The sequence below is a fragment of the Synechococcus sp. JA-2-3B'a(2-13) genome, assembly GCF_000013225.1.
Lineage (GTDB): Bacteria > Cyanobacteriota > Cyanobacteriia > Thermostichales > Thermostichaceae > Thermostichus.
The window spans coordinates 2,574,140-2,597,957 of sequence record NC_007776.1 but is presented as its reverse complement, the minus strand read 5'-3'; the positions used below and the strand labels follow the sequence as shown (position 1 = coordinate 2,597,957).

Annotated in this window: 26 protein-coding genes; 9 read left to right on the top strand and 17 right to left on the bottom strand. The window is 59.2% G+C overall.

The window, feature by feature from the left end; genetic code table 11:
• Positions 1–71 precede the first annotated feature (71 nt).
• Positions 72–1,505: a F0F1 ATP synthase subunit beta gene (atpD, locus tag CYB_RS11900; RefSeq protein WP_011434062.1), complete on the top strand. Its 1,434-nt coding sequence runs from the start codon at positions 72–74 to the stop codon at positions 1,503–1,505.
• 184 nt (positions 1,506–1,689) lie between these two features.
• Here atpD and rppA read toward each other — a convergent pair whose 3' ends face one another.
• Positions 1,690–2,391, bottom strand: a complete 702-nt coding sequence (gene rppA / locus CYB_RS11895; RefSeq protein WP_011434061.1) for a two-component system response regulator RppA — start codon at positions 2,389–2,391, stop codon at positions 1,690–1,692.
• 28 nt (positions 2,392–2,419) lie between these two features.
• Positions 2,420–3,409: a 16S rRNA (cytidine(1402)-2'-O)-methyltransferase gene (gene rsmI / locus CYB_RS11890; protein ID WP_011434060.1), complete on the bottom strand. Its 990-nt coding sequence runs from the start codon at positions 3,407–3,409 to the stop codon at positions 2,420–2,422.
• A gap of 278 nt (positions 3,410–3,687) precedes the next feature.
• Between rsmI and CYB_RS11885 the strand changes: the two genes are divergently transcribed.
• The 4 genes from CYB_RS11885 to CYB_RS11870 all read left to right on the top strand — a co-directional run bounded on the left by CYB_RS11885 (position 3,688) and on the right by CYB_RS11870 (position 6,543).
• Positions 3,688–4,143 (top strand): Rrf2 family transcriptional regulator, encoded by a 456-nt coding sequence (locus CYB_RS11885; RefSeq protein ID WP_011434059.1) that lies wholly within the window; start codon positions 3,688–3,690, stop codon positions 4,141–4,143.
• Positions 4,133–5,161: an adenosylcobinamide-phosphate synthase CbiB gene (gene cbiB, locus CYB_RS11880; RefSeq protein WP_238376790.1), complete on the top strand. Its 1,029-nt coding sequence runs from the start codon at positions 4,133–4,135 to the stop codon at positions 5,159–5,161. Before CYB_RS11885 ends, cbiB begins: the two co-directional genes overlap by 11 nt.
• Before the next feature lie 324 nt (positions 5,162–5,485).
• The gene (locus tag CYB_RS15720; RefSeq protein WP_071818172.1) at positions 5,486–5,680 is read left to right on the top strand and encodes an IS630 transposase-related protein; all 195 of its coding nucleotides are present in this window, start codon (positions 5,486–5,488) and stop codon (positions 5,678–5,680) included.
• A 338-nt stretch (positions 5,681–6,018) separates the two neighbouring features.
• Positions 6,019–6,543, top strand: a complete 525-nt coding sequence (locus CYB_RS11870; protein ID WP_041436767.1) for a YIP1 family protein — start codon at positions 6,019–6,021, stop codon at positions 6,541–6,543.
• 198 nt (positions 6,544–6,741) lie between these two features.
• On the opposite strand, the gene CYB_RS11865 is transcribed toward CYB_RS11870, so the two are convergent.
• The 4 genes from CYB_RS11865 to CYB_RS11845 form a co-directional block, all read right to left on the bottom strand.
• Positions 6,742–6,969 (bottom strand): indolepyruvate ferredoxin oxidoreductase subunit alpha, encoded by a 228-nt coding sequence (locus CYB_RS11865; protein WP_011434056.1) that lies wholly within the window; start codon positions 6,967–6,969, stop codon positions 6,742–6,744.
• Between the two features lie 388 nt (positions 6,970–7,357).
• Positions 7,358–8,002: a rod shape-determining protein MreD gene (gene mreD, locus CYB_RS11855; protein WP_011434054.1), complete on the bottom strand. Its 645-nt coding sequence runs from the start codon at positions 8,000–8,002 to the stop codon at positions 7,358–7,360.
• Positions 7,980–8,732, bottom strand: a complete 753-nt coding sequence (gene mreC, locus CYB_RS11850; RefSeq protein ID WP_011434053.1) for a rod shape-determining protein MreC — start codon at positions 8,730–8,732, stop codon at positions 7,980–7,982. The genes mreD and mreC overlap by 23 nt, the downstream gene beginning before the upstream one ends.
• A gap of 67 nt (positions 8,733–8,799) precedes the next feature.
• The gene (locus tag CYB_RS11845) at positions 8,800–9,828 is read right to left on the bottom strand and encodes a rod shape-determining protein (RefSeq protein ID WP_011434052.1); all 1,029 of its coding nucleotides are present in this window, start codon (positions 9,826–9,828) and stop codon (positions 8,800–8,802) included.
• A gap of 456 nt (positions 9,829–10,284) precedes the next feature.
• On the opposite strand from CYB_RS11845, the gene CYB_RS11840 reads away from it, so the two are divergent.
• The gene (locus CYB_RS11840) at positions 10,285–10,698 is read left to right on the top strand and encodes a VOC family protein (RefSeq protein WP_041436762.1); all 414 of its coding nucleotides are present in this window, start codon (positions 10,285–10,287) and stop codon (positions 10,696–10,698) included.
• On the opposite strand, the gene CYB_RS11835 is transcribed toward CYB_RS11840, so the two are convergent.
• The 8 genes from CYB_RS11835 to CYB_RS15555 all read right to left on the bottom strand — a co-directional run bounded on the left by CYB_RS11835 (position 10,695) and on the right by CYB_RS15555 (position 16,652).
• The gene (locus CYB_RS11835) at positions 10,695–11,288 is read right to left on the bottom strand and encodes an SAM-dependent methyltransferase (protein WP_011434050.1); all 594 of its coding nucleotides are present in this window, start codon (positions 11,286–11,288) and stop codon (positions 10,695–10,697) included. The genes CYB_RS11840 and CYB_RS11835 overlap by 4 nt on opposite strands.
• 367 nt (positions 11,289–11,655) lie before the next feature.
• Positions 11,656–12,423 (bottom strand): RNA polymerase sigma factor SigF, encoded by a 768-nt coding sequence (locus tag CYB_RS11830; RefSeq protein WP_041436760.1) that lies wholly within the window; start codon positions 12,421–12,423, stop codon positions 11,656–11,658.
• Positions 12,413–12,547, bottom strand: coding sequence for a hypothetical protein (locus CYB_RS15565; RefSeq protein WP_255344540.1), 135 nt, complete (start codon positions 12,545–12,547; stop codon positions 12,413–12,415). The genes CYB_RS11830 and CYB_RS15565 overlap by 11 nt, the downstream gene beginning before the upstream one ends.
• A gap of 440 nt (positions 12,548–12,987) precedes the next feature.
• Positions 12,988–14,166, bottom strand: a complete 1,179-nt coding sequence (locus CYB_RS11820; RefSeq protein WP_011434048.1) for a tetratricopeptide repeat protein — start codon at positions 14,164–14,166, stop codon at positions 12,988–12,990.
• Between the two features lie 27 nt (positions 14,167–14,193).
• Positions 14,194–14,499, bottom strand: a complete 306-nt coding sequence (locus CYB_RS11815; RefSeq protein ID WP_011434047.1) for a hypothetical protein — start codon at positions 14,497–14,499, stop codon at positions 14,194–14,196.
• Positions 14,500–14,527: 28 nt separating this feature from the next.
• Entirely contained in the window at positions 14,528–15,385 is an 858-nt protein-coding gene (locus CYB_RS11810; RefSeq protein WP_187147238.1) for a hypothetical protein, read from the bottom strand.
• A gap of 38 nt (positions 15,386–15,423) precedes the next feature.
• Complete coding sequence (locus tag CYB_RS15560; RefSeq protein ID WP_255344553.1) at positions 15,424–15,777, bottom strand: RNA-guided endonuclease InsQ/TnpB family protein; 354 nt, start codon at positions 15,775–15,777, stop codon at positions 15,424–15,426.
• A gap of 101 nt (positions 15,778–15,878) precedes the next feature.
• The gene (locus tag CYB_RS15555; protein WP_011434044.1) at positions 15,879–16,652 is read right to left on the bottom strand and encodes an RNA-guided endonuclease InsQ/TnpB family protein; all 774 of its coding nucleotides are present in this window, start codon (positions 16,650–16,652) and stop codon (positions 15,879–15,881) included.
• A gap of 174 nt (positions 16,653–16,826) precedes the next feature.
• Here CYB_RS15555 and nadC point away from each other — a divergent pair, with 174 nt between their 5' ends.
• The 3 genes from nadC (at position 16,827) to CYB_RS11790 (ending at position 20,494) form a co-directional block, all read left to right on the top strand.
• Positions 16,827–17,684 carry a carboxylating nicotinate-nucleotide diphosphorylase gene (gene nadC / locus CYB_RS11800; RefSeq protein WP_011434043.1) on the top strand — a complete coding sequence of 286 codons (858 nt, stop codon included), beginning with the start codon at positions 16,827–16,829 and terminating at the stop codon, positions 17,682–17,684.
• A 198-nt stretch (positions 17,685–17,882) separates the two neighbouring features.
• A complete protein-coding gene (nadA, locus tag CYB_RS11795; RefSeq protein WP_011434042.1) occupies positions 17,883–18,971 on the top strand; it encodes a quinolinate synthase NadA in 1,089 nt (362 codons plus the stop codon).
• Positions 18,972–19,000: 29 nt separating this feature from the next.
• Complete coding sequence (locus CYB_RS11790; RefSeq protein WP_011434041.1) at positions 19,001–20,494, top strand: L-aspartate oxidase; 1,494 nt, start codon at positions 19,001–19,003, stop codon at positions 20,492–20,494.
• Here CYB_RS11790 and gndA read toward each other — a convergent pair.
• The 3 genes from gndA to CYB_RS11775 form a co-directional block, all read right to left on the bottom strand.
• Positions 20,491–21,909: an NADP-dependent phosphogluconate dehydrogenase gene (gndA, locus tag CYB_RS11785; RefSeq protein WP_011434040.1), complete on the bottom strand. Its 1,419-nt coding sequence runs from the start codon at positions 21,907–21,909 to the stop codon at positions 20,491–20,493. The genes CYB_RS11790 and gndA overlap by 4 nt on opposite strands.
• A 93-nt stretch (positions 21,910–22,002) precedes the next feature.
• Positions 22,003–22,524 carry a pentapeptide repeat-containing protein gene (locus tag CYB_RS11780; RefSeq protein ID WP_011434039.1) on the bottom strand — a complete coding sequence of 174 codons (522 nt, stop codon included), beginning with the start codon at positions 22,522–22,524 and terminating at the stop codon, positions 22,003–22,005.
• A gap of 91 nt (positions 22,525–22,615) precedes the next feature.
• Positions 22,616–23,818, bottom strand: coding sequence for a carbohydrate ABC transporter permease (locus CYB_RS11775; RefSeq protein ID WP_238376789.1), 1,203 nt, complete (start codon positions 23,816–23,818; stop codon positions 22,616–22,618).

The following is a 23,818-nucleotide window of genomic DNA, read 5'->3' as shown; positions in this document are numbered from 1 at the left end:
TATGATGATAATGATTTACACCCGGCATTGCTGAGTCGATAACTGAGCACACAAGGAGCTGAGCCTCAATCATGGTTACTGCCACCGCTACTGCCACCAATGTTGGCTACATCACTCAGGTCATTGGGCCTGTGATCGACGCCGAGTTTCCCAGCGGCAAGCTGCCCGAAATCTACAATGCCCTCAAGGTGGAGGGCACAACCGAAAGCGGCCTGAAGGTTAACGTCACCTTTGAGGTGCAGCAGCTTTTGGGGGATAACCGCGTGCGTGCGGTGGCCATGTCCTCGACCGACGGCCTGGTGCGGGGCATGCCGGTGGTGGATACGGGCGCTCCGATTACTGTGCCGGTCGGGCAGCCCACCCTGGGGCGCATTTTCAATGTGCTGGGAGAGCCGGTTGACCAAGGAGAGCCCGTTCAAGCCCAAGAATTTGCCCCCATCCACCGCAGTGCGCCTCCACTTGTCGATTTGACGATTAAGCCAGAGCCCTTTGAAACCGGCATCAAGGTGATTGACCTGCTGGCCCCCTTCAAAAAGGGGGGCAAGGTGGGCCTGTTTGGCGGTGCCGGCGTCGGCAAGACGGTGCTCATCCAGGAGCTGATCCACAACATCGCTGAGGAGCACTCTGGCCTATCGGTGTTTGCGGGCGTGGGAGAGCGCACCCGCGAGGGCAATGACCTCTACAACGAGATGAAAGAATCCGGCGTGCTGGATAAGGTGGCGCTGGTCTATGGCCAGATGAACGAGCCACCGGGTGCCCGCATGCGGGTTGGCCTGACTGCCCTGACCATGGCAGAGTACTTCCGCGACGTTAACAAGCAGGACGTGCTGCTGTTCATCGACAATATCTTCCGCTTTGTGCAGGCCGGGTCGGAAGTGTCGGCGCTGTTGGGCCGCATGCCCTCGGCGGTGGGTTACCAGCCCACCTTGGCTACCGAAATGGGCAACCTGCAAGAGCGCATCACCTCTACCAAGCAGGGATCCATCACCTCGGTGCAGGCGGTGTATGTGCCTGCTGACGACTTGACGGATCCGGCCCCAGCAACCACCTTTGCCCACCTTGACTCGACGGTGGTATTGTCCCGCAGCTTGGCAGCCAAGGGTATCTATCCGGCGGTGGATCCCCTGGATTCCTCTTCCACCATCCTGCAGGCGGACATTGTGGGCGAAGAGCACTACAACACCGCCCGGGCAGTGAAGCAAACGCTGCAGCGCTACAAAGAGCTGCAAGATATCATCGCCATCCTGGGGCTGGACGAGCTGTCGGAAGAGGACAAGCTGGTGGTGGCCCGCGCCCGCCGCATCGAGCGTTTCCTGTCCCAGCCGTTCTTCGTGGCGGAGGTATTCACTGGCTCCCCCGGCAAGTATGTGAAATTGGCAGACACCATCAAGGGCTTCCAGCGCATTTTGTCGGGGGAATTGGACAATCTGCCGGAGCAAGCCTTCTACTTGGTGGGCACCATCGAAGAGGCCATCGAGAAAGCGGAGAAGCTCAAGTCCAAGTGATCCCTCACCCCCAGCCCCTTTCCCACAGGAGGAGAGGGGAGTTGCCGATAGCGCGGCGACTGGGCTCCCCAGGGTTGAAGGGGGGAACGCCCTGGTGGCATTGCTGACTGAAAGCGCTCCCCAGACCCGGCAGGGCTCCTTCTTTTCGGGGGAGCCTTGGTTTTATCTACAGGTGGGACGGCTGCTAGGGATCCCCGGCGACAGGCCCGAAGCGATAGCCCTTGCCGTAGACGGCGTGGATCAATTCTGCTGCCCCGGGCAACCTGAGGCGGCGCCGCAGCAGGCGCACCTGGGCTGCCAAGACGTTGCTGCTGGGGGGATCCTCTCCGGCCCACACCTGCTCGTAGATCTGGTCGTGGGTGAGCAACTGGCCGGGGTGGGTCATGAAGTACTCCAGCAGGCGAAACTCTTTTTGGGAGAGGTGGATCATCCGCCCCTGCCGGTAGGCCACCTGGTTCTCCCGATCCAGCTCCAAATCCCCTATCTGTAGGCGAGGGATCCCTTCTCCAGTACCTGTGGTTCGCCGCAAGAGGGCCCGCACCCGCGCCAGCAGTTCCCGCAGCTCGAACGGCTTCACCAAGTAATCATCTGCCCCGGCATCCAGCCCTTCCACCCGGTCGTCTAGGGTATCTTTGGCCGTCAGAAACAGGATAGGGGTGGTGCAATCCACCTGCCGTACCCGCTGACAGAGGGAAAGCCCGGAGAGCTCCGGCAACATCCAATCCAAGACCAGCAGATTGTAGGGCAGGGATCCCGTCTTTTGCAGCAGTTCCCAGGCTCGCCCCCCCGTGTAGGCCACGTCCACCGTGTAGCCCTCTCGCCTCAGTTGCTGGGCCAGAGAATCGGCCAACTCCACTTCATCGTCCACCAATAAAATCCGTGCCATAGGACTCCGTCCCGCTAACGCGAACACCTCAGGACTCGGTCTCGCTGTTGTCTTGGAAACAATGTGGAGCGCTGACGTACTCAGAAAAGGACTCCGTCCCGCCAGAACTGGGGAGCGGCTCAAGCTGCAAGGATAGATTGTAAAGGCGGCGCCGCGTCCAGATGGGGGATCCCTGCAGACGCTGGGCCAACCGGCGGCTGGCTGCAGACCGGGACAGGCCTTCGGCCAGCAATCGGGCCATTTCTTGACGAATTTCCGCTTCCGATTCACTGTCTCCCCGCCCATTCAAGGACTCCGTCCCGCCTCTGGCAGGGTTAGGGCTGGGAACGGCACCCACATATCCCTCAAGCAAGAGGGTGAACTCCCCTCGGGGCGGCTGAGCAGCGCAGTGCTCCAGAGCTGCTGCCAGGGATCCCCGCCAGAAGGACTCATACAGCTTGGTCAGCTCCCGCGCCAGCACGATCTGCCGCTCTGGGCCGCAGTGATCCAGCAGATCCTGCAGAGTTTGGCGCAGGCGATGGGGGGCTTCATAGAGAACGACGGTGCGCTCTTCTTGGGCCAACTGCCGCAGGCGGGCTTGTCGTTGGCTGGGTTTAAGAGGTAAAAATCCCTCGAACACGAATCGTCCTGTAGGCAGGCCCGAAGCGGTCAAGGCGGCAACAGCAGCTACCGGCCCCGGCACAGGGATCACCGGGATCCCGGCTTGAATGCAGGCACGCACCAGCTCTTCTCCCGGATCGGAAATGGCGGGGGTGCCGGCATCGCTGATCAGGGCCACCGACTGGCCCGCCGACAGATACTTCAGGAGTTGCGGGATCCGCTGGGCAGCGTTGTGCTCGTGATAGCTGATGAGGCGGGCGGAGATTTGAAAATGTTTAAGAAGCTGGCCGGAGTGGCGAGTATCTTCTGCCGCCACCCAGTCCACTTCCCGCAAAACCCGCAGCGCCCGCAGGGTGATGTCTTCGCGGTTGCCGATGGGGGTAGCCACCAAATAAAGGCTGGCGGTGGGGTGTTCCATCCCGAGCTCCAAGGCTGAGCTGCCGATAACCAGACAATAGCCAATTAGAGCAATTAGAGATCGCCTCGGATCCCCAGATTAACCTCTCTTGGCCGGTGCCCCGATACCCAAGCATCTGCCTTTCGCGGTAGCGGGACGGAGTCCTTTCGCGGTAGCGGGACGGAGTCCTTTCGCGGTAGCGGGACGGAGTCCTTTCGCGGTAGCGGGACGGAGTCCTTTCGCGGTAGCGGGACGGAGTCCTATGGCAGGATCGAGAAGTGCTGCGGAGAGGGATCCCGGTGCGCTTGACAACGCGGGCCACCTATAGCATCAAAGCTTTGTTGGATCTGGCGATGCTCGGCTCCGGGCAAATGGCTTCGGTGCGGGCCATTGCTCAGCGACAGGGGATCCCAGCTCCCTACCTGGAAAAGTTGCTGATTGAGTTGCGCCAGGCCGGCTTGGTTTGTTCCCAACGGGGGGCCCAGGGAGGCTACCGGTTGGCACGGGCGCCGCGGCGGATCCCGATCAGCGCCATTTTGGCGGCAGTGGGAGAATCCTTGGATCCTCTTGTGGAGAGTTCTGACGCCACAGCCGTGTATTCGGCGGAGCGGCTGGACTGGGTGACGGAAGCCCTGTGGAAGCGGATCGCTCGGCAAGTGCAGCAGGTGCTGGAGGAAACCACCTTGGAAGATCTGTATTTTGATGTTCGGAGCTGGCAGGCGGCTCAGGATCAGGAGAGTGGATTTGTGGTTTGAGCCTGCTGGCGGGATGGAGTCATCGCTGTTTTTCCCGGCCCAACCGACTGCCGGGCTGGTGCTGGCGGCAGCTTTGGCTTTGGATTATCTGCTGGCGGATCCCTGGGGTTGGCCTCATCCAGTGCGGGTGATGGGGGCTGTTATTGCCTGGGGGCAAGGCTATATCCTCAAGCACTGCTCAACTCCGCGAGCACAACAGTGGGGCGGGGCAGTTCTCACCCTAACTTTGGTGGGGGGATCCTACGGCATAGGCTGGGGGCTGGTCGCCATCGGCAATGCCATCCATCCCTGGGCAGGGATCCTCATGCAGGTAACCCTCATGGCCAGTTGTCTGGGAGGGCGCAGCCTGCGCTTTGCTACGTTGGAGGTGTTGGATCCCTTGGAAAAAGAGGATCTGCCGGAGGCCCGTCAACGTCTCAGCCGCTACGTGGGGCGGGATACAGAGCACCTGACGGCATCGGAGATTTTGCGGGCGCTGATTGAGACGGTGGCCGAAAATACTCCCGACGGAGCAACTGCCCCTCTGTTCTACGCCTTCTTGGGAGGGGCGCCCTTGGCCCTAGCCTACAAGGCCAGCAGCACGCTGGATTCTATGGTGGGCTACCGCCACCCCCCTTTCACCCATTTGGGCACGGTGCCGGCCCGCTGTGAGGATGGGCTGACTTGGCTGCCCTGCCGCCTGACGGTGCTCACGCTGGCGCTGCTCAGCCGGGATCCTTGGGGGTTCTGGCAGCGGTGTCGTCAGGACGCGCAAGCGGATCCCAGCCCCAATTCCGGGTGGAGCGAAGCGGCTTTTGCCTGGCGGCTGCAGATCCAATTGGGGGGAACCAATTTCTATCAGGGGATCCCGAAGGTGAAACCCAAATTGGGGATCCCAGCTCGCCCCTTGACCCCGCAAGTGGTGCGGGAAAGCTTGGGACTGCTGCGACAGGTTGTATGGATTTGGGGGAGTTTGATGGTGGGAGCAACTCTCCTGTTGACCGTTCTGCAACTCATGGTCGTTTATTTCACCCCCTAGGATGAACTAAACAACCGGTTGCTTCCTGCTTCTACGACCCTTACCTAGCTGAGCTTTTGACTCAACCCCGGCAGAGGAATCTCCACAGGCGCAACTTCCCCCAGAACTTGAGGTAGAGTTAGCAAAGCTAACTAGATCGGCGGCAACAAAAACCGTAGCTGCTGTCAACCTGCCGTGAACCTAGAACCGCTGAAATAAACGATGATAAAAACAGCAGCTGCTACAGATATCAAGCACAGGGCGGTGGGGCATCCCGTCCTTTTCGCGTCAGCGGGACGGAGTCCTTGAAGCTCGCACTCTCTCGCTTTAGCGGCGCGGAGCGCTTTGCGTCAGCATGAGTGCGGGAGTTATGTCACTTGTGCAACCGTTTATCGCTGGCTGAGCCGAGCAGACCTCACGACAACAAAAGTCAAGACCCGCAAGCGAAAGACAGACTTGGCTGCCCTGCAGCAAGACGTAGACCAGTGCCCAGAAGCTCGACTAAAGGATGGAGCCCAGCGCCAGAGCAATACCCATTAACTGCAGCATTGACAATATCCGACAATATCCAAACAACAAAAAGGCCCCCTTTCGAGGGCTTTTTTGAGGATACTGTTGCGCCGTTTTACCGTGGTTTTCGACCTGGAAAATCCAGTATAGGATACCGGGGATGATTGTCGATAGTTTCCAAATCAAGTTTGGCCTACTGCTCTCACATCCACTTCCCATCCTAATTGTCGAAGGGTATAGATCGCAAAAACATAACGGCAGTCACCAACGCCGCAGAATCCTCTCCCAATCATACCCCATTTTTGGGGTGTGCCCGTCAAGTGCTCACCAAGGGCTAGGATAAAAGACAGCTTGACGGGTTGCTGGCCATGCTTGGTTCCTGGTTAGACAACATCTACGGCGCTTGGTTTCTGCCGGAGCGCACCTTTCGGGCGTTGCGGGAACAGCCTGTTCTCTGGCAAGCCTTTGGGGTGGTGGGGCTGCTCAACGTCCTGGATGCGATTCGCCGCTCTGGGGTAAGCCTGCCGAGCATGGTGCTGGCGGTGCTGATGGGATCCCTGGGCTGGGTGGGTTTGGCGGCTGTGTTGCAATTGCTGGCCTTTTGTTTGGGTCGGGCTGTCCCTTCCTTTTCAGCGCTGCTGTGCTTGACGGGGTTTGCCGGTTTGCCGTGGCTGCTGCTGGGGCCTGCTCAATCGTTGGGTGGGGTGGTGGGATCCCTGCTGGGCTTGTCAGCTCTGCTGTGGTTTGTGGTTTGGCAGGTGCGGGCAGTAGCTGTAGCGCTGGATTTGGAGTGGTGGCGGCTGCTGGGCCTGATCCCATTGGCTTTCCTGGGGGGGATCTTGGCCCTGAGCTGGCTGACCAGCAGCGTCGTTGCTTTGGCTTCCTTGGGCTAAAGCTTATAGTTGTTTCAGGTTAGGGTGAGACGCCTGGGCTACCAAGAAAAGCCTTCTGGTTCTGCGTATTGTTGCTCCGCAACGCTGACGCGACGATGCGACCAGGGCTTTAGGTGTGGGTGCAGCGTCCTGGTTGGAATTGAAATGATTGTAATTCTCGTTGAATCCCGGCGTGTGGCCAGGGATGCTTCCCTGGAATTAGCGGGGCACTCGCTGCAGATGCGGCTTTTCCTCCGGCAGAATAGCGCCCTCTACGGGGCAGACCTGTAAACAGATGCCACAGTCGATGCAGGTGGAAAACTCAATCCAAAAGTAGTCGGTGCCTTTGGCATTTTTGGTATCGCCGGGGTGGATGCAGGCAACAGGGCAAGCCTCTACACAGTCGGCCACACCTTCACAGATATCGGTGACAATTGTATGCGGCATGGATCCCTCCCAATGATTGCTCTAAGTCAAATTCTAAGTGCAGTTGCCACAAGGTCAGCCTTGACGTCGCCTGCGCTTCCTATGCTTTTGACTTTTTGATTGAGATGCGCGACATTAGCCCAAAGCTGTCTGAAAAAGATGGGGCTTATATCCCAGTCCTGGGGTTCATTTTAGGCCAAAATTGCTCCCCCCCGACGAGAAGTTTTCCAGATCGTCGCTTTTTCTGACCAGCGCAGCGCCAATGCAAAAGAAGTAGAATGCCGGAGCGAGCCGGCAAATGGGCTCCCACCGCCTCGAGAGTTCTCTCTTGCCAAAAATGGCAAGGGACATACTCTGCTGTGACCTGGGTTTTAACCGAAAGATAGGATGATTTGGCATAAAACAGGGGCTAAATCTCTCTGGGATCCCGCTCTTGAGACTGCCACCAACGGCTGAGGGGCCAATACAAAGCGGGTGCCCAGAGGCTACTTAAAATAGCAGACGTGAGGGCATTGCGTTGATGGTTCCACCAGATGCTCTCCAGAGAACGGGGGCCATCGCCACCAATGTTGCCGAAAAACCGAAGGGAGTTCTCCAATCCATCCAGCAAGGTTTGCGTTCCTGCTGGATCCAGGTCATCGGATCCCTGCGAGGCCACGAGCCACATCCATTGCAGTGCCATCAAGGTTTCGGCGATCACCACCATACCAAAAACGATCAAGGCCACCGAGATAAAGTCTTCTTGCATGTAGCGTTGTTTTTGCAACTTGGCGGTGAGGATCCCGACTACGGCCAGCCCCAGCGCATGGGTAGGACAAGGGCTGGTCAGCGCATCTTGCAGAAAACCCAGGGTGACCCCGGCAACAGCTCCCTGCCAAGCTTTACGCCGCACACTCCAGCACACCACCCAGATCAAGGGCCAATCTGGGGTTAAGCCTGCCAGCTCCAAGCCCGGCCCGCGCCACCAAGGGGCCACTGCTGCCAGCAATCCTGATAGGGCAGTCACCACCCAGTTGAGGTGAGACTTGAGCTTAAGAATCAGAGGGTTGAGCATAGCGGTAGATCAAGGCCCATTCCAAGAGGCCCAGCGGCGCCGACAGTTCGACAGTGGCTTGGGGGGCAGGGCTGGCATCCAAGTTGACCGCTCGAACCGTTCCCACCACCACCCCGGCTGGGTAAAAGCTGCTCAGGCCCGAGGTCACCACCACATCCCCCACCTCTACTTTGGGAGCCTTGTCGAAAAAATCCAAAATGGCGCTCTGGGTGCCCGTACCCCTCAGGATGCCCATGTGTCGGCTGCGACTCAACATCACCCCAACACGGCTGGTGGGATCGCTGATCAGGAGCACTCGGCTGGTGTTGGGCGTGACCGACTCGACTCGCCCGATCAACCCGCCCGGCGCCATGACTACATCTCCCACCCTGACTCCATGCCGGCTGCCGCGGCTGAGGGTGAGCTGTTGCCACCAGTGATCGGCGCTGCGACCCACCACGGCTGCCGGGATCCCCGCTTGGGGCATTTGCTCGGTAAATTGCAGCAGTCGCTTCAGCTCGCGGTTTTGGTACTGCAACTCGGCTACCAGGGCTTGCAGCTCACGGTTAGCGGCCTGGCTGAGCACCGCAGCGGGATCCACAGGCGGACGGGCTGGAGCAGTGATCCAACTGTACAATTCCACCAATAGGGATCCCTGGGTTTGGCGCAGGCCCAATGCTACCCCCATCGCCAAAGCAGACAGGAGTAACCCCAAGCCGTAGCGCCTCCACCATTGGCGTAGCCGATTCAAGCAATACCTCTCCGACCCACTCGACTCACACCTCAAATCAGGAAATCAGGGAGAGGGAGAAGCGCCTCTAGCCCTTGAAGCTGCCGCTCAACACTCGACCCAAGGTTTTGAAATCCTCTAGAACTCGCCCTGTACCCAGCACCACACAACTGAGGGGATCCGGGGCAATGTGAACCAAGATCCCGGTTTCATGGCTGATCAGGGCATCCAGACCCTTGAGCAAGGCTCCTCCCCCGGCCAGCATGATGCCTCGGTCGATGATGTCGGCAGCCAATTCCGGTGGAGTGCGCTCCAGGGTGCGCTTAATGGCTTCCACAATCACCGAGAGGGGCTCGGCCATGCTCTCGCGAATTTCGGTGCTCTTCACCGTGACGGTACGGGGTAAACCCGAGAGCAGGTGTAACCCGCGCACTTCCATGGTCAGTTCCTCTTGAATTGGGTAGGCGGAGCCAATCCGAATCTTGATCTCTTCAGCGGTGCGCTCCCCGATGGTGAGGTTGTGAACCTTTTTCATGTACTGGGCGATGGCCTCGCTCAGCTCATCTCCCGCTACCCGCACGGACTCGCTCAGCACGATCCCCTGCAAACTGAGGACGGCTACCTCAGTGGTGCCGCCGCCAATGTCGATGATCATGTTCCCAGTGGGCTCTTGCACCGGCAGCCCGGCCCCGATTGCTGCTGCCACCGGCTCATCCACCAAATACACCTCCCGCGACCCAGCTTGGAGAGCGGCTTCCATCACCGCCCGTCGCTCCACCCCGGTCACACCGCTGGGGATCCCAATCACAATGCGGGGAGCAATCAGGTACCGGCCCTCGTGTACGCGGTGGATGAAGTGTTTTAGCATCATCTCCGCCGTGTCGAAATCGGCAATCACCCCATCTCGCAGAGGACGCACCGCTACAATGTTGCCGGGGGTACGGCCCAACATTTTTTTGGCATCTTCCCCCACAGCCAGGGGTTGCTTGGTGTTTTGGTCGATGGCGACCACAGAGGGCTCTTGCAGGACAATGCCTCGCCCGGCCACGTAGACCAGCGTGTTGGCAGTGCCCAAATCAATGCCCATATCACGGGAAAATCGGCTGAAGAACCCCACGGTAAGTCGCTCCAGTCTTGATTTGGGAAGAAGCAGCAAGCTTTGGTACCTACTATAGTCTAGTTCTGCAAGAGAATCTCCCCCGAAGAGTGGGAATCTGCTCCAGAGAAACCGGCTATGGCTGTATCCCAGCCAGCTGTGGAAGATCGAATTCGCCGCTAAGGTGCAATCCTGTTGTGATTCGGGATCCCTCGTGCCTAAGGTTGCCATTGCTCCAGCCGGCTATCCGGCCATCGCCCCCTATTCTCCCGGCGTGAAGGTGGGCAAAATACCCTCTACATCTCGGGCACATTGGCCCTGGATCCGGAGGGCAAGACGGTGGATCCGACATCGCCACCCAGACTCGCGTGGTGTTGGAGCTGAGTGACATCCTCCCGACGCTCACCCTGCGGGTACAGCGCGGGGCTTCTCGGCAGTTTAGCTAAGATAGACCAACCCGGTCTTTTGGCGGTTGCGATGCAGCTCTCTGGTGCCTTGGTTAGCGTGGCTACCCTGGACTTGCCTCGTCTACAACGCTTCTATCGGGATCTCTTGGGGATCTCTCCCCAAGTCCAGCTCCCGACAGAGGGGGATCCGGTGTACGTAGAGTTTCGTCTGCCGGGGTTGCGGCTGGGCCTCTATCGCAGCCGTCATCTCGATGGTGGTGCCCAAGCCGCAGCGGTGAGCCTCTGCCTGCAGGTGCAAGATTTACAGGGATCCCTGACAACACTGGAGGGGTTGGCGGAAGCTTATCAGATCTCCATTTCCCCTCTGCGACAAGCCTTTCACGGACAGGAGGTGGATTTTCGGGATCCCGATGGCAACCGGATTGTACTGCACCAGCCTTCTGCTGCTTTTGGGGAAGCGACAGCCTGGGATCCCCAGGGTTAGATCCGCCAAAGGTAGATGGTGTAGGTGTTGATGACATCCGATACGGTGGTGGTGGCGGTGGGGGGCCAATCCCCCATGTCGAAGGAGTGGGTGACCAGACGAGCGCCGGGCCGAAGCTGGGAGCGCAACTTGTCTCGGATCAGCAGGTGGGAGCTGGGCAGCAAATAACAACTCACCACCGTCGCCGGGGTTAAGTCCAGAGTGAGCAGATCCTGCTGGAGAAAGGTGACTCGATCCTGAACTTGGGCTTCTTGGGCCCGCTGTTGGGCTTCCAGGATGCGCTCCGGGTCGATATCCACCCCCACGCCCCGCGTGCCAAAGCGCTGTGCCGCCCGGATGAGAATGCGGCCATCCCCACAGCCCAAGTCGTAGAGAGTATCCTCGCTCCCCACCTGGGCCAAATCCAGCATGGCATCCACAACCAAGGGCAAGGTGCGCACATAGGGGGCTAAGCGGATTCCCTCTGGACTTTGCCGGTTGGACTGGCGTTGGAAGAAGGGATCCCTGCCCACCGAGTTCTGACCCAGCTTAGGTTTGAAACCGCGGGGCACCAAGGGTTGATTCCGAGAAGAGCGGTTTTCTCTGTTCATCAAATATTCTCATCAATTTCCCATCAGTCTATCAACCTGTCGCAGTACAGAGCCCCTGCCGTTCTACTGGGTGGAAAGTCACCGCCAATTGCGTCGGCTCAAGTACAGTCTACTAAGGGGTTATGGGATACACCTGTATGGTCATTTTCAACAGGAATGAAACATCTCCGTTCCATTGCTCTCTAACTCCCCTCTCCCTCTGGAGGGGCTGGGGGAAGCGGCGCGGAGCGTCTGGGCAGCGGCGGGAGTATCTCAATCGAGTCTGGAATGACTATGAACCTGCTTGTTCTAAACCTCACTGGGGTCAAGCCTCGGAAACACGATTTTTATACCCTTTTATATCCCTTAATTTGTAACGGGCTGTATCTCAAAAAATATCTTGATTCAACAACTTAGCCAGGCGTTCCAGCCCCTTTTTGACTTGGCGGGAAACGGTAACGGCACTGATCCCTAGCCGCTCTGCCGTTTCTTTTTGCGTGAGGTCATAGAAGAAGACAAATTCCAAAATCTTGCGGGTACGTTCCTCCAGCTGAGCCAAGGCATGTTGTAGGCGAATACGATCTTCTTCAGCCAGTTGAAAACTGCGGTAGCGCTGATCCGGAACGACCTCCCCCAGAGCAACACTGTCTTCCTCAGTTTGAATCGGAGCATCCAGGCTGAGCAAAAGGCTGTTTTGTTGGGCCAGCTCCAGCTCTCGCCATTCCTGCTCCGTCAGTTGCAGGGCTTCCCTCACCTCGGCCTCAGAGGGAGAACGGCCCAACTCTTGCCGCAGACGGGCAATCACCTTCTTGGCTTGTCTTTGCAGGGTCGTCCAGCGGCGTGGGATCCGCATGGTGGGGCTTTTGTCCCGCAGGTAGTGTTGAATTTCTCCGCGAATGTAGGGCAGGGCAAAGGAGCTAAAAGCCAGGCCTCGGCTGATGTCAAAGCGTTCGATAGCTTGAATCAAACCCAAACAGCCAACTTGCACCAGGTCGTCGTACCCCTCATTGCATTGGTTGCGCCAGTGGTGGGCCTCTTTGCGCACCAAGCCCAAGTTCATTTCCACCAGCCGGTTGCGCAGGGCTGGATCGCGATTCTGGTGGTACAGCCGCAACAGTTCGGCAGTTCGGGCTTTAACATCCTCACTAGATGCCATAGATCCACATGCGGCTGGGAATCCGGTCTTGGCCAAAGGCAATGGAGGGGGGGCCGCCGGTCGCCTCAGGGAGACGGAGTTCTTGGGAGAGGTCAGGCGAGGGGCCGTTATCATAGACAACCACTTTACCGATTTGCCGAAAATAACTGTAGAACAAGCACTCAAGGAACTCGAAAACCATTCAAAGGTTGAGGATCCCACCCATAACCAACACCCATCCAGTCAAGAGACGCTTTTGCCCAGCCAGACCCTGCGCAAGCAGGTGCTACAGGGCTACAGGGATGGCGTTAGAAGCACAACCGGACACTGTTGAGATTTGCCAAGAGCTGGAACGTTCTTAGTTTGACCAGGTTTCTTGACCCAAGCAACAGCATCTCCACGGAAAATCGGCGGGTTTCATCGGCAAAAGAGCGCAATTTTCCCGTAAGACCCCCCGTAAGACCCAACGAAATTGCCGGATTTCTGTTGTTGGCGTGCTCTCGTGGTTATTGGTGATTGGGTCAGGTTGGCGGTGAAACAGCCTGTGCATTCCAGCCTCTCCTCTCCTTCTGGGAGGTGAGAACGTCAAGAGGCTGTTCGTGACAGCGGCGGGGGGTTCTTGGGGGGATCCGTGCCGGCAAGGGCTGCCAAAAAGGATGCAAAACTCGGCTCCTCGCGAATGAGGTCGAAATAGGGCTCAGAGGAGAGCAAGGGGCGGTAGCGTTCCGGCTCCAGGCGTAGGGCTTGCTCCAAAGCTTGTAGGGCCTGAGGCACTTGGCCTTCCCAGGCGTAGCAGCAGGCTTTGGCGTAGTGAGCCTCGGCATTGCTGGGATCCATCTGCAGGGCCCGATCAAAACTCTGGATGGCCAGCTCGTAGAGGTTCAAGTCCATCAGCACCAGGCCGCGCTGCACCCAGATCTGAGGGCGTTTGGGATCCTGCGCCAGGGCACGGTCATAGCTGTTGAGGGCCTCCATCGGGTTGCCGAGGCGGTGGTGGGCAAGGGCATGGCCGGCCCAGAGAGAGGCCGATTCGGAGCCCAGTTGCAGGGCTCGTTCGTAGCTGGCCAGAGCATCGACGTAGCGCTCTAGGTGAAACAGAGCCAGGCCCCGACTCTGCCAAACTTGGGCATTGACGGGGTTGATGGCGAGGGCTTTCTCGTAGCTGATTAGGGATCCCTGCCACCGTCCCAGAGAGGCTAAGGTTAGCCCGTGCAGGTACCACGTTTCCGGGCTGTCGGGGCTGAGGGCAAGGGCCCGTTCGTAGGCACGTAGGGCTTCTTCGTAGCGGCCCAATTGCCGCAGCGTGTTGGCCTGGTTAAAGCGGGCCTCAAAAAAATCCGGTTTCAGCCGCAGAGCCCGCTCATAGCTGGCCAGAGCTTCTTGATGGCGACCGAGATCGTCCAGCAGAGAACCACGGTTGTTCCAGGCTTCGGGGAAGTCCGGCTTCAGCTCCAGGGCGCGGTCGTAGCTGGCCAGGGCAGCTTGGGCTTGCCCCAGGTGGTCGAGGGTGGTGGCGCGGTTGTACCAGGCAATGGGATCCTGCGGCTGATCTCCCACCGCCTGCTCGAAGGGCTGTAGTTGAGCCGCCTGTTCCGCCGAAAGGGCAGATGGGTCAACCGCCGGGGCCGGCGAAACGGCTGTAGATTCTGGGGAGGCAGCACGCTTCTGCCGCCGCAGCCACCAGGCCCAACCCCCGGCCAAAAGCAACAGGCTCGCCCCCAGCACCAGCACGCCCACGTCGGTCGGGGCAATCACAAACGGCATGACCCACTTCCTCTTTTCTGCGCGCCTCTACATCATCACCAAAAACGGCAGGGGATCGCTGGGCCCTGCCGGCGAGATCAGCTCAATGCGCTTTTCGCCAGGGTAGGTGCTGGGATCGATCTCAAAGGTAACCGTCAGCGCCTCGGCGTTGGCCTGCACCGGTTCCTTAGAGCGTCCCAAGGGATCCCCAAAGCTGACTCGGATCCCTTTACCCGCCGGGCTGACTCGGATTTCCGTCACCTGATCCAGATGGGATCCCTCTAGGGTACAGACGATTACATCCCCGACAAAGGCCTCCAGAGGCCAGCCCCGCCGCACCACCGGTTTGGACATGGTTGTCGCTCCCACAGGCTTCTGCATCTCAGTTTAATTTTTCATTTTCCCCTCCCTGCTCCAGCCCAAAACGGCTTTGGTGGCAGAGAGGCTCTCCCCCCTTGGGCCGGATCTCCTGCCACCCCTGTAGAGAAGAGGGAGTTGGGGAAAGGGCAACGGCAGGCGCTCGCAGCAACACCTGGCGGTCTGGGCCCACGCTCACCAAGCGGGGCATCTCTCCAAGGCTATCGGCCACCGCAAACAGCACCCGCTCTCGCGCCTGGGGATCCCAGCCCAGCAGCTCAGCATACCCCAGCGCCGGCGGCGGATCCCAGATTTGCACCGGTGGGATCCCTGTCGAGCCAGTGGGCAAAGGCCAGACCACCGCCCGATCCCAGCTCAAATCGGTCTGGAACCAGCCTTCGTACTCCCGCGCCAGCAAAGTGTTCCCCTGCCAGGCTAGAGGCAGGATCATGGCAAAATCCAATGCCTCAACGGGGTCGTATACCGACCCTGAGGCTTGATAGATAACCTGCAAGGCCCGAGTACGGGTGTTCTCGGCAAACAACACACTGGTCAACCGACCAGCCTGAGGCGTGGCCACCAAATCTAGCCGTGTGTACACCTGCCACTGGGGATCCGGCGCCGGCAAGGGATCGCTGCGCAACAGGCCAACCAATGTGCATTGCCGCTGCCGGGCTTGCTCCTGCAAGTCGTACACCCATTCCCAAGGGATGGGCAAAGTAGGGGGAGAGGAGACTCCAGGGGCAGCCGGCGCCATGTCCCTCGCCCAGGCAGCGCTCCCCTCCGCCCAGCCGATCCAAACAGCCACAAGGGCTCTCCCCAGTTGCCACAGCCAGTTTTGCCTGAGCCAGCCCCCCATCTGCCTCACCTTCCGTCGTGACATACTCCCGCACTCATGCTGATGCAAAGCGCTCCGCGCCGCTAGCGCGAAAAGGACGTTTCCTGCGCTTGAGGACTACGTCCCGCTGACGCGAAAAGAACGGGATGCCCCACCGCCCTGTGCTTGATGTTGATGGCCGCATGGTGGTCGCGCTCTAGTTCTAGCCCACAATGGGAACAAGAATGCCACCTGTCTTGAATCGCTTTCGGTACTCTTTGACCACACCGAGAGCAGTTTTGACTGCTGCCGTTGGGATTCACTGCAATCGCCCTCAGCCCAGCTCTTTCAGCCTTGACTGCCAGCATTTGCAGAAATTGTCCCCACCCAGCATCATAGGTGGATTTTGCTAGCTTCGTCCTCGCAATACCTTTGATATTCAGGGCTTCGTACCCAATATGCTTGCCCTTGCTTACCAGCCAGTTCGCTGTTTTGTCATGAAAATCTTTGCGCTGAGATAGTGGTTAGTGGATAGTCACTATTCACTATCCACTGGTCACTATCCACTAGTCACTAGCCATAGGCGGTTTGACCCTTTCTTCTTGCGAGACACTGCCCGCTGCAGTCTCTTTAACCGCTTTTGGGCTCTGCGGTAATACTGGGGAACTGGAACAGACTCCCCCGCATCGGTCACCAAAAAGGAGTCCAGTCCCACGTCGATCCCCATCGTGTTCTCCAGTGTTGCAGGCTCAGGAGTAAACTCAGGGACGGACGAATCTTGCAGGCTCAAGGTCACATACCACCCGTCTGCCTTGCGGGTGATGGCAGCGGTCTTAATCACAAAGCCCTCAGGCAAAGGACGGTGCTGAATTATCCGAACAGCACCGATTTTGGGCAGATGGATAAACTGCCCGCAAATGCAGTCTTGTTTCATCGGGGGGAAAGTGAAGAAGCGATACCGCCCAGCTCCCTTAAATCTGGGTTTCCCTGCCCGCTTGCCGTTACCGTCACCCTTCAGCCAGCGGTCGAATGCTTTGTGCACTCGCTCTATGCAGTTTTGCAGGACTTGCGAATGGACTGCTCTGTACTGCGGAAACAGGGCTTTCGTCTTCACCAAATCCCGTTTCTGGGAGTAGAAATCGGGATTGTCTTTCAGCTTGGGCAAGTGACAGATTAAGGGACAAGCATTGATATCACAGCGATTGTGTTCCCACCACGCAAAGCGCTCTGCCAAGCGGTAGTTGTACTGCTTGCGTAACAAGTCTAGCCATTGGTCCATCAGAGCAACTTGGCTAGAAGTAGGGCGTAAGCGATACTGGTAAGCAGTTCTCATGATGAGCGTATAAAATCCTGCTACGCCGGTCATAGCACCAGTAAGGACGAAGCATCGTGTCCTCGCCTTTTATCCCGACCCTCACCCTGGATAGTGGTGAGTGGATAGTGACCAGCCACTAGTCACTAACAGAAGGCGGGGCTTCCCGGCGGTCTAGCTAAAACCAAACCGAAAATGGAAGAAGTTTACTTACCAGAGGAGACCCTTTGCGCTTGGCTGTGGGAAGACCTGGGGCACGGCGACCTCACCACAGAGCTGACCCTACCCCCAGGACTGGAGGGTGAGGCGGTAATCCTGGCCAAGGAGACAGGGATCCTGGCCGGCCTGGAGATTGCCAAGCGGGTTTTTCGGCTGGCGGATCCCCAGGTGGAGTTCATCCCTGGAGTGGAGGAAGGGGCCAGGGTGGCTGTCCGTCAAGAGGTGGCCCACCTCAAGGGATCCCTGAAGGGCATTCTGGCGGGGGAGAGGCTGGCGCTCAATCTTCTCCAAAGGCTGTCCGGCATTGCCACCCTCACCCGCACCTATGTAGAGGCTCTCCGGGGAACCTCAACCCAGCTTCTGGACACCCGCAAGACCACTCCCGGCCTGCGCGCCCTGGAGAAGTATGCTGTACGGGTAGGGGGCGGCAAAAACCACCGCTTTGGGCTGTTCGACGGCATTTTGATCAAGGAAAACCACATCATTGCCACGCAACGCTGTTGCGACCGCGGCGCGGGAGGCGTTTTGGCAGCCGTCAAGCGGGCCAAGGAAGGTGCTCCCCACCACCTCAAGGTGGAGGTGGAGGTGCGGGATCTCCAGGAACTGGAAGAGGCTTTGGCAGCAGGAGCCGATCTCATCCTTCTGGACAACTTCACCCTGGAAGAAACCCAGGCCGCCGTCCAACGGGTGGGAGGGAGAGTTCCCCTGGAGGCCAGCGGCAACATGACCCCAGAACGGGCCAGGCAAGTGGCCGAGGCAGGCGTGAATTACGTCAGCGTCGGGGCGCTCACCCACTCGGCCAAGGCTTTGGATCTCTCTTTGCTGGTGGTGTGACCCTGAGCCAAGTCCTCGCTGGACACTGCTTTATTGCTACGCAACGCTGTTGCGACTGATGCTACTTTGAGAAGACAACCTAAGCCCAGCTCCAGCTCAACCGGGCGCCGCGAAAGGCTTCGCCGGGCATCTGGGTTGGGGGTTGCTTCTCTTGCCGGCTCAGATACCCCCCAAAGCAGAGTCGACCAACTCCAGGAGATGGGCTTTCCGTTATTGCTGCGCGCTGCTCCTGCAAACGCATTAGCGGGACAAAGTCCTCAGATCGTGTCCAGCCTCCAGAGGAACAAAACCGTTATTGCTACGCAACGCTGTCGCGACAAGAAGTCGAAAATGAAGGGAGAAACCCCATTGCTACACAACACTGCCACAATCGTCCAGGAGATTGCCCGGCTCAAACAGGAAAGGCAGGCAGTTATCCTCGCGCATTCGTATCAGCTCCCCGAAGTTCAAGAGGTGGCGGACTTTGTGGGAGACTCCTTAGGACTGGCTCGGGAGGCTCAAAAGACGAGCGCCCAGGTGATCGTCTTTGCGGGCGTGCATTTTATGGCGGAGACGGCTGCCATCCTTAACCCGGAAAAGACGGTGCTGCTGCCGGATCTGGAGGCGGGCTGTTCCTTGGCCGACAGCATTCGCCCAGAAGATGTGCTGCGGTGGAAGGCAGCCTGCCCTGAGGGCTTGGTGGTGGCCTACGTCAACACCGCTGCCGAGATCAAGGCTCTGGCAGATGTCTGCGTAACCAGCGCCAACGCAGTTCAAGTGGTGGCCAGCCTGCCCCCGGATCGCCCCATCTTCTTCGTGCCGGATATGTTTCTGGGAGCCCACGTTGCTCAAGTAACCGGAAGGGAGCTGGATCTCTTTCCGGGAGAGTGCCACGTGCATGTTGGCATCCGGGAAGAGCACCTCAAGGCGATGGTGGAAGAGCACCCTGGAGCAGAGTTCCTCATTCACCCGGAGTGCAGTTGCGGCTCTAGCTGTCTCTTTCTCAAACCGGATGCCAAGCTGCTCTCTACCGAGGGCATGGTGCGCTACGCCAAAGCTTCAGAAAGCCGCGAGTTTGTGGTGGCCACCGAGGTGGGCATTCTTCACCGGCTCAAGAAAGAAGCTCCAGACAAAACGTTCATCCCTGTCAAGGCAGAAGCCGTCTGCGAGTACATGAAGAAGATTACCTTGGAAAAGATTTACCGCTCCCTGCAGGAGATGCGCTACGTGATCCAGGTGCCCCAGGAGGTGGCTGAGAAGGCTCGCCGTTCCATCCTGGCCATGCTGGCAGTGCCCGCCGGAGCCTAGAGGTGGAGGGGAAGAACGGGGCGCCGCCCTTGTTAGAAACAGACCTGTTGATCCTGGGAGCAGGGGTGGCGGGGGTGTACGCAGCCCTGTGGGCCGAAGCCCAGGGGGCGACAACTCTGGTGGTAAGCAAGGATCCCCTTCCCTCTGGCTCTACCCCTTGGGCGCAGGGTGGGGTGGCTTTTCCTGCGGATGAGGCGGACGTAGAAGCCCATATCCAAGACACCTTGCAAGCGGGCCGCGGCCTGGTGGAAGAAAAGGTGGCTCGCTCCATTGTGGAGGAAGCACCCTTGCACCTGGAGAGACTTTTGCGCTGGGGCCTTCCTTTCCATCCCCAACCCGTCCGGGAAGGGGGCCACTCCCAAGCGCGGGTACGCCATCTGGGGGGGGATCGGAGCGGACTGTGGCTTCTGAGAGGTTTGCTGGCTCGCCTCAACAGGCTGCCTTTGCAGGGCTACACAGCCCTCAGCTTTTTGCTGGCGGGGGACAGGGTGGCGGGGGCCTTGCTGCTTGGCCCTGAAGGGCCGGTGGAGGTGAGGGCCGGGGCAGTTCTCCTGGCTACGGGAGGATTTGGCAGCCTCTTCCCCGTCTCGACAGCTCCCTCGGGGGCCACCGGCGACGGAATGGTGCTGGCTTGGCGGGCAGGGGCCACTCTCAGGGATCTGGAGTTTGTGCAATTTCACCCCACGGCTTTGCCCAATGGAGCGCTGGTGAGCGAGGCAGTAAGAGGAGAAGGGGCTGTTCTCCTCAACGCCTTGGGGGAGCGTTTTATGCCTCGCTATGCGGAGCTGGGAGAGCTGGCGCCGCGGGATGTGGTAGCTCGAGCCGTTTTCTGGGAGCGGCAGCAGACAGGGGGAACCTACCTGGATCTGCGGGTCGTCGAACATCTGGAGGAGCGCTTTCCCACCGTTGTTGCCTCTGCCCGCGCCTTGGGGCTGGATCCCACCAAGGATCTGCTCCCGGTTGTTCCCGCCGCTCACTACGTGATGGGTGGGATCCGAACGGACGCTTTCGGCTTCACCGGCCTGCCGGGCCTTTATGCTGCTGGGGAGGTGGCTTCCACGGGTCTGCACGGAGCCAATCGCTTGGCTTCCAACAGCCTTTTGGAAGGGCTGGTCATGGGCAAGCGGGCCGCCTTGGCTGCCTTGCAAGATTTGGGAGAGGTGAGCTTTCCCCGACAGCTGCAGAGGCTACCCGTTCTGGCGACGTCTCCCGACATCCTGCCGGCTCTCAGGCAGCGAGTTGGGGAAGCTTTGGGCGTTGTGCGGGAGGGAACACGGCTGCGGGCTTTTCTGACCTTTGTCAAGGCACTTCCCCTGCAGGAAAAGCCTTGGGCCACCCGGGAAGAGGCCGAGGCAGGCAGTCTGCTTTTGCTGGCCCGTCTGGTAGCTCAGGGGGCGCTGCTGCGGGAGGAAAGCCGCGGGGCCCATTTCCGCGAGGATTTTCCTCAGGAAGGGGAGCCTTTCCATACGGAGGTGCGCGGTTCAACTTTTTTCCGGAGACCTCTTGATGCTACGCATTGCTAACGGCAACAGGCATTCCACTCATGGTGAAAGACGCCCGGCCTGTCGATGCGCTCGAAGGTGTGGGCCCCGAAGAAGTCCCGCTGGGCTTGGGTGAGGTTCTGGGGCAGGTTGGCGGTACGGTAGCTGTCGTAGTAGGCCAAAGAAGCGCTGATGGCCGGGATCGGGATCCCCAGCGCAGCCGCCGTGGACACCACCCGCCGCCAGGATCCCTGCCGCTCCCGGATGGCCTGCTCGAATTCCTCATCCAACAGCAGGTTCACCAGCTCTGGATCCCGTTTGTAGGCCGACTGGATCTCGCCCAGGAAGCGGGCGCGGATGATACAGCCCCCCTTCCAAATCCGCGGAATCTCACTGAAGGTGTAGACGTAGCCGTGGGCAACAGTGGCTCTTTTGAGCAGGGCCATCCCCTGCGCATAGGAGCAGATTTTGGAGCAGTAGAGGGCGGCGCGCAGATCTTGGATAAAGCAGTCGGGATCCCCTGCAAAAGTTGCGTCGGGCCCCTTCAACTGGGCAGAGGCAGCCACCCGTTCCTCTTTCATCGACGAGAGGATGCGAGCTTGCACCGCCGCTTCAATGGTGGGCACTGGTACCCCCAGATCTAGAGCGTCCTTGACTGTCCACAAACCGGTGCCTTTTTGCCCAGCCTTATCCAGAATGAGATCCACCAACGGCTTGCCGGTTTCCGGATCCAGGGTTTGGAAAATCTTGGCGGTAATTTCAATTAGGAAAGATTCCAGCTCTGTTTCATTCCAAGCCTGAAAAATCTCCTGCATCTGCGAGGCCGACAGCTTCAAAGCCCTGCGCATTAGGTCGTAGACCTCGGCGATCAGCTGCATATCGCCGTATTCGATGCCGTTGTGTACCATCTTCACGTAGTGCCCGCCCCCTTTGGGCCCCAGGTAGGTGACACAGGGGCCGTCTGGCACTTGAGCGGCAATTTTGGCCAAGATGGGCTCCAGTTGTTGGTAGGCCTCTGGGCTGCAGCCGGGCATGAGGCTGGGGCCGTTCAGGGCTCCCTCTTCCCCGCCGCTCACTCCCATGCCGACAAAGTGGATCCCGGTGGGGGCGAGGGCTTCGGCACGGCGATCGGTGTCGGTGTAGAGGGAGTTGCCGCCGTCGATGATGATATCCCCCGGATCCAGCAGGGGTTTAAGCTCGTCAATCACCGCGTCTACCGGCGCACCCGCCTTGACCATGATCAAGAATTTGCGGGGCCGCTCCATCAGTTGCACCAATTCCGGCAGGCTGTAGGCGGGGGTGATCCGTTTGCCTTGGGCTCGCTCCCGCATGAACTGGTCGGTTTTGGAGCTGGTGCGGTTGTAGACGGCAACCGGGAAGCCATTGCGCTCGACGTTGAGGGCCAAGTTTTCCCCCATCACCGCCAGGCCGATCACCGCAAAGCTGGGCTTGCTCATAGTTGGGCACTATCGACACCTCACCCAATCTAGAGGCCAATCTGACCGACGGGGCTCAGGGATCCTGTTTTCTTCACCTTTGCCGGCCCTGATTCAAGGGCAGCCCAAACTCTCACGGGTGGTTACGCCGGTTATCGGGTGGGATCCCTCAGCTCGCTCACACAACTGCCGCTTTGCCGCCCGATCCACATAGGCTTCGCTGAAATCGGCGCCGGCAATCTGCGCTCCTTGCCAAACCGCCCGTGCGGCAATGGCTCCCGTGAGCTTGGCCCCTCTGAGATCGGCTCCTGCCAAATTGGCCAGATCCAAAAGGCTATTGCTCAAATCGGCACCGGATAGGTTGGCCCCCGCCAGATTGGCCTTGGTGAATGCCGCCCCCGCAAGGTTGGCCCCGTGCAGATCGGCGCCCTGCAGGTTGGCGCTGACAAAGCTGCTGCCCCGCCAATCTTGGCCGGATAGATCTTGACCTTGCAGATCGGCGTTGTTGAAGTTGAGACGGGCTTGGCTGCCCGCTATGGAGCCCCAGAGGAGCCAAAGCAGCAGAGTGGCCGCCAGCAGCATGCCCAGCTTCCCGAAGTCGCGCCAGCAAGTCGAGGCGTTGGATTTTGGGGCCATCGAGGATCCCTAGATTCTCTACCCCCATTCTTGCCGATTTTCCCCTTGCCCACTGAGAACTGGGATCATTGCGTTGCAGCAGAGACAGCCGTTATCCGCCGTAGGTTACATTCCGCTCGGTGGTGCGAAATTGCAGGATCGTCAGCCCCACCACAATGAGAAACAGGACGATGGATTGCGCGGCAGCCCTACCCAAATTGCCTGAAGACACTCCGATTTTGTAGATCTCGTAGATCAACACCGAGGTGGATCCGGAAGGGCCCCCAGCAGTCAGCAAGTCAATGGTGCCAAAGATATCGAAAAACGCATAGGTCATGTTGGTAATCACCAAAAAGAAGGTGATGGGAGAAAGCAGCGGTAGGGTGATGGCAAAAAAGCGACGCACTGCCCCGGCCCCGTCGATGGCAGCCGCTTCCAGCAAATCCTTGGGCAGGTTTTGCAGGCCGGCAAGGTAAAACAAAATGTTGTAGCCCATCTGCTTCCAAACGCTGGCAAAAATCACCACCCAAGGGGCCAAGTTGGGATCGCTGAGCCAGTTTAAACGGGGGATCCCCACCAGGCCCAGCAAATGGTTGGCCACCCCTCCCAAGGGGTTGAACATGATAAAGAAGATGATCCCGGCCACCGCTGGAGAAATGGCGTAGGGCCAGATCAGCAACACCCGATAAATCGCCGCCCCTCGAATCGGCTGGTAGGCCAGCGTGGCAATCAACAGGGATCCGCTCAACCCCAGCACCACAATGGCCGCCGAAATGGCAAAGGTAATGCCGAGGCTATGCAAATAGGTAGCATCCGTCAGCAGACCGGTGAAATTGTCCACACAGACGAAGCGGCTGCGCGGCGCCCCCACAAATGTGAGCAGGGTGGAAAGGCGGAAAGTATCCAACCCCGGATAGTAGAGAAACACCACCAAGATCGTGAAGGTGGGCAACAAGAGCAGCCACGCCAGCCACCACTGCTTAAAGATGCCCCTCTCCTGAACAGCTGGGCCGGGGATCCCCAGGCGGCGCTCCTGCTCCTTCTGCGTCCACGCCAACAGCGGCCAGAGGGGAATGGCCATGCCCGCCAGCACCAGCCCCACGCCAAAGGCCATGTCGATGGCCTTGCGCTCCGGCTCAAAAGTGCAAAAATCCAGGGGCGCCATAAAAATCAGGGATCCCAGCCCTCCTGCTAGGCCCCCCAGCACTGCCCCCACCGGCACAGGCCACTCGATGCGTCGAAAACGGAGCCCCATCCAGAGGGATCCCAGCAACCCCGCCAACAGCGGCACCAACACTTGGACGAATCCCAACAT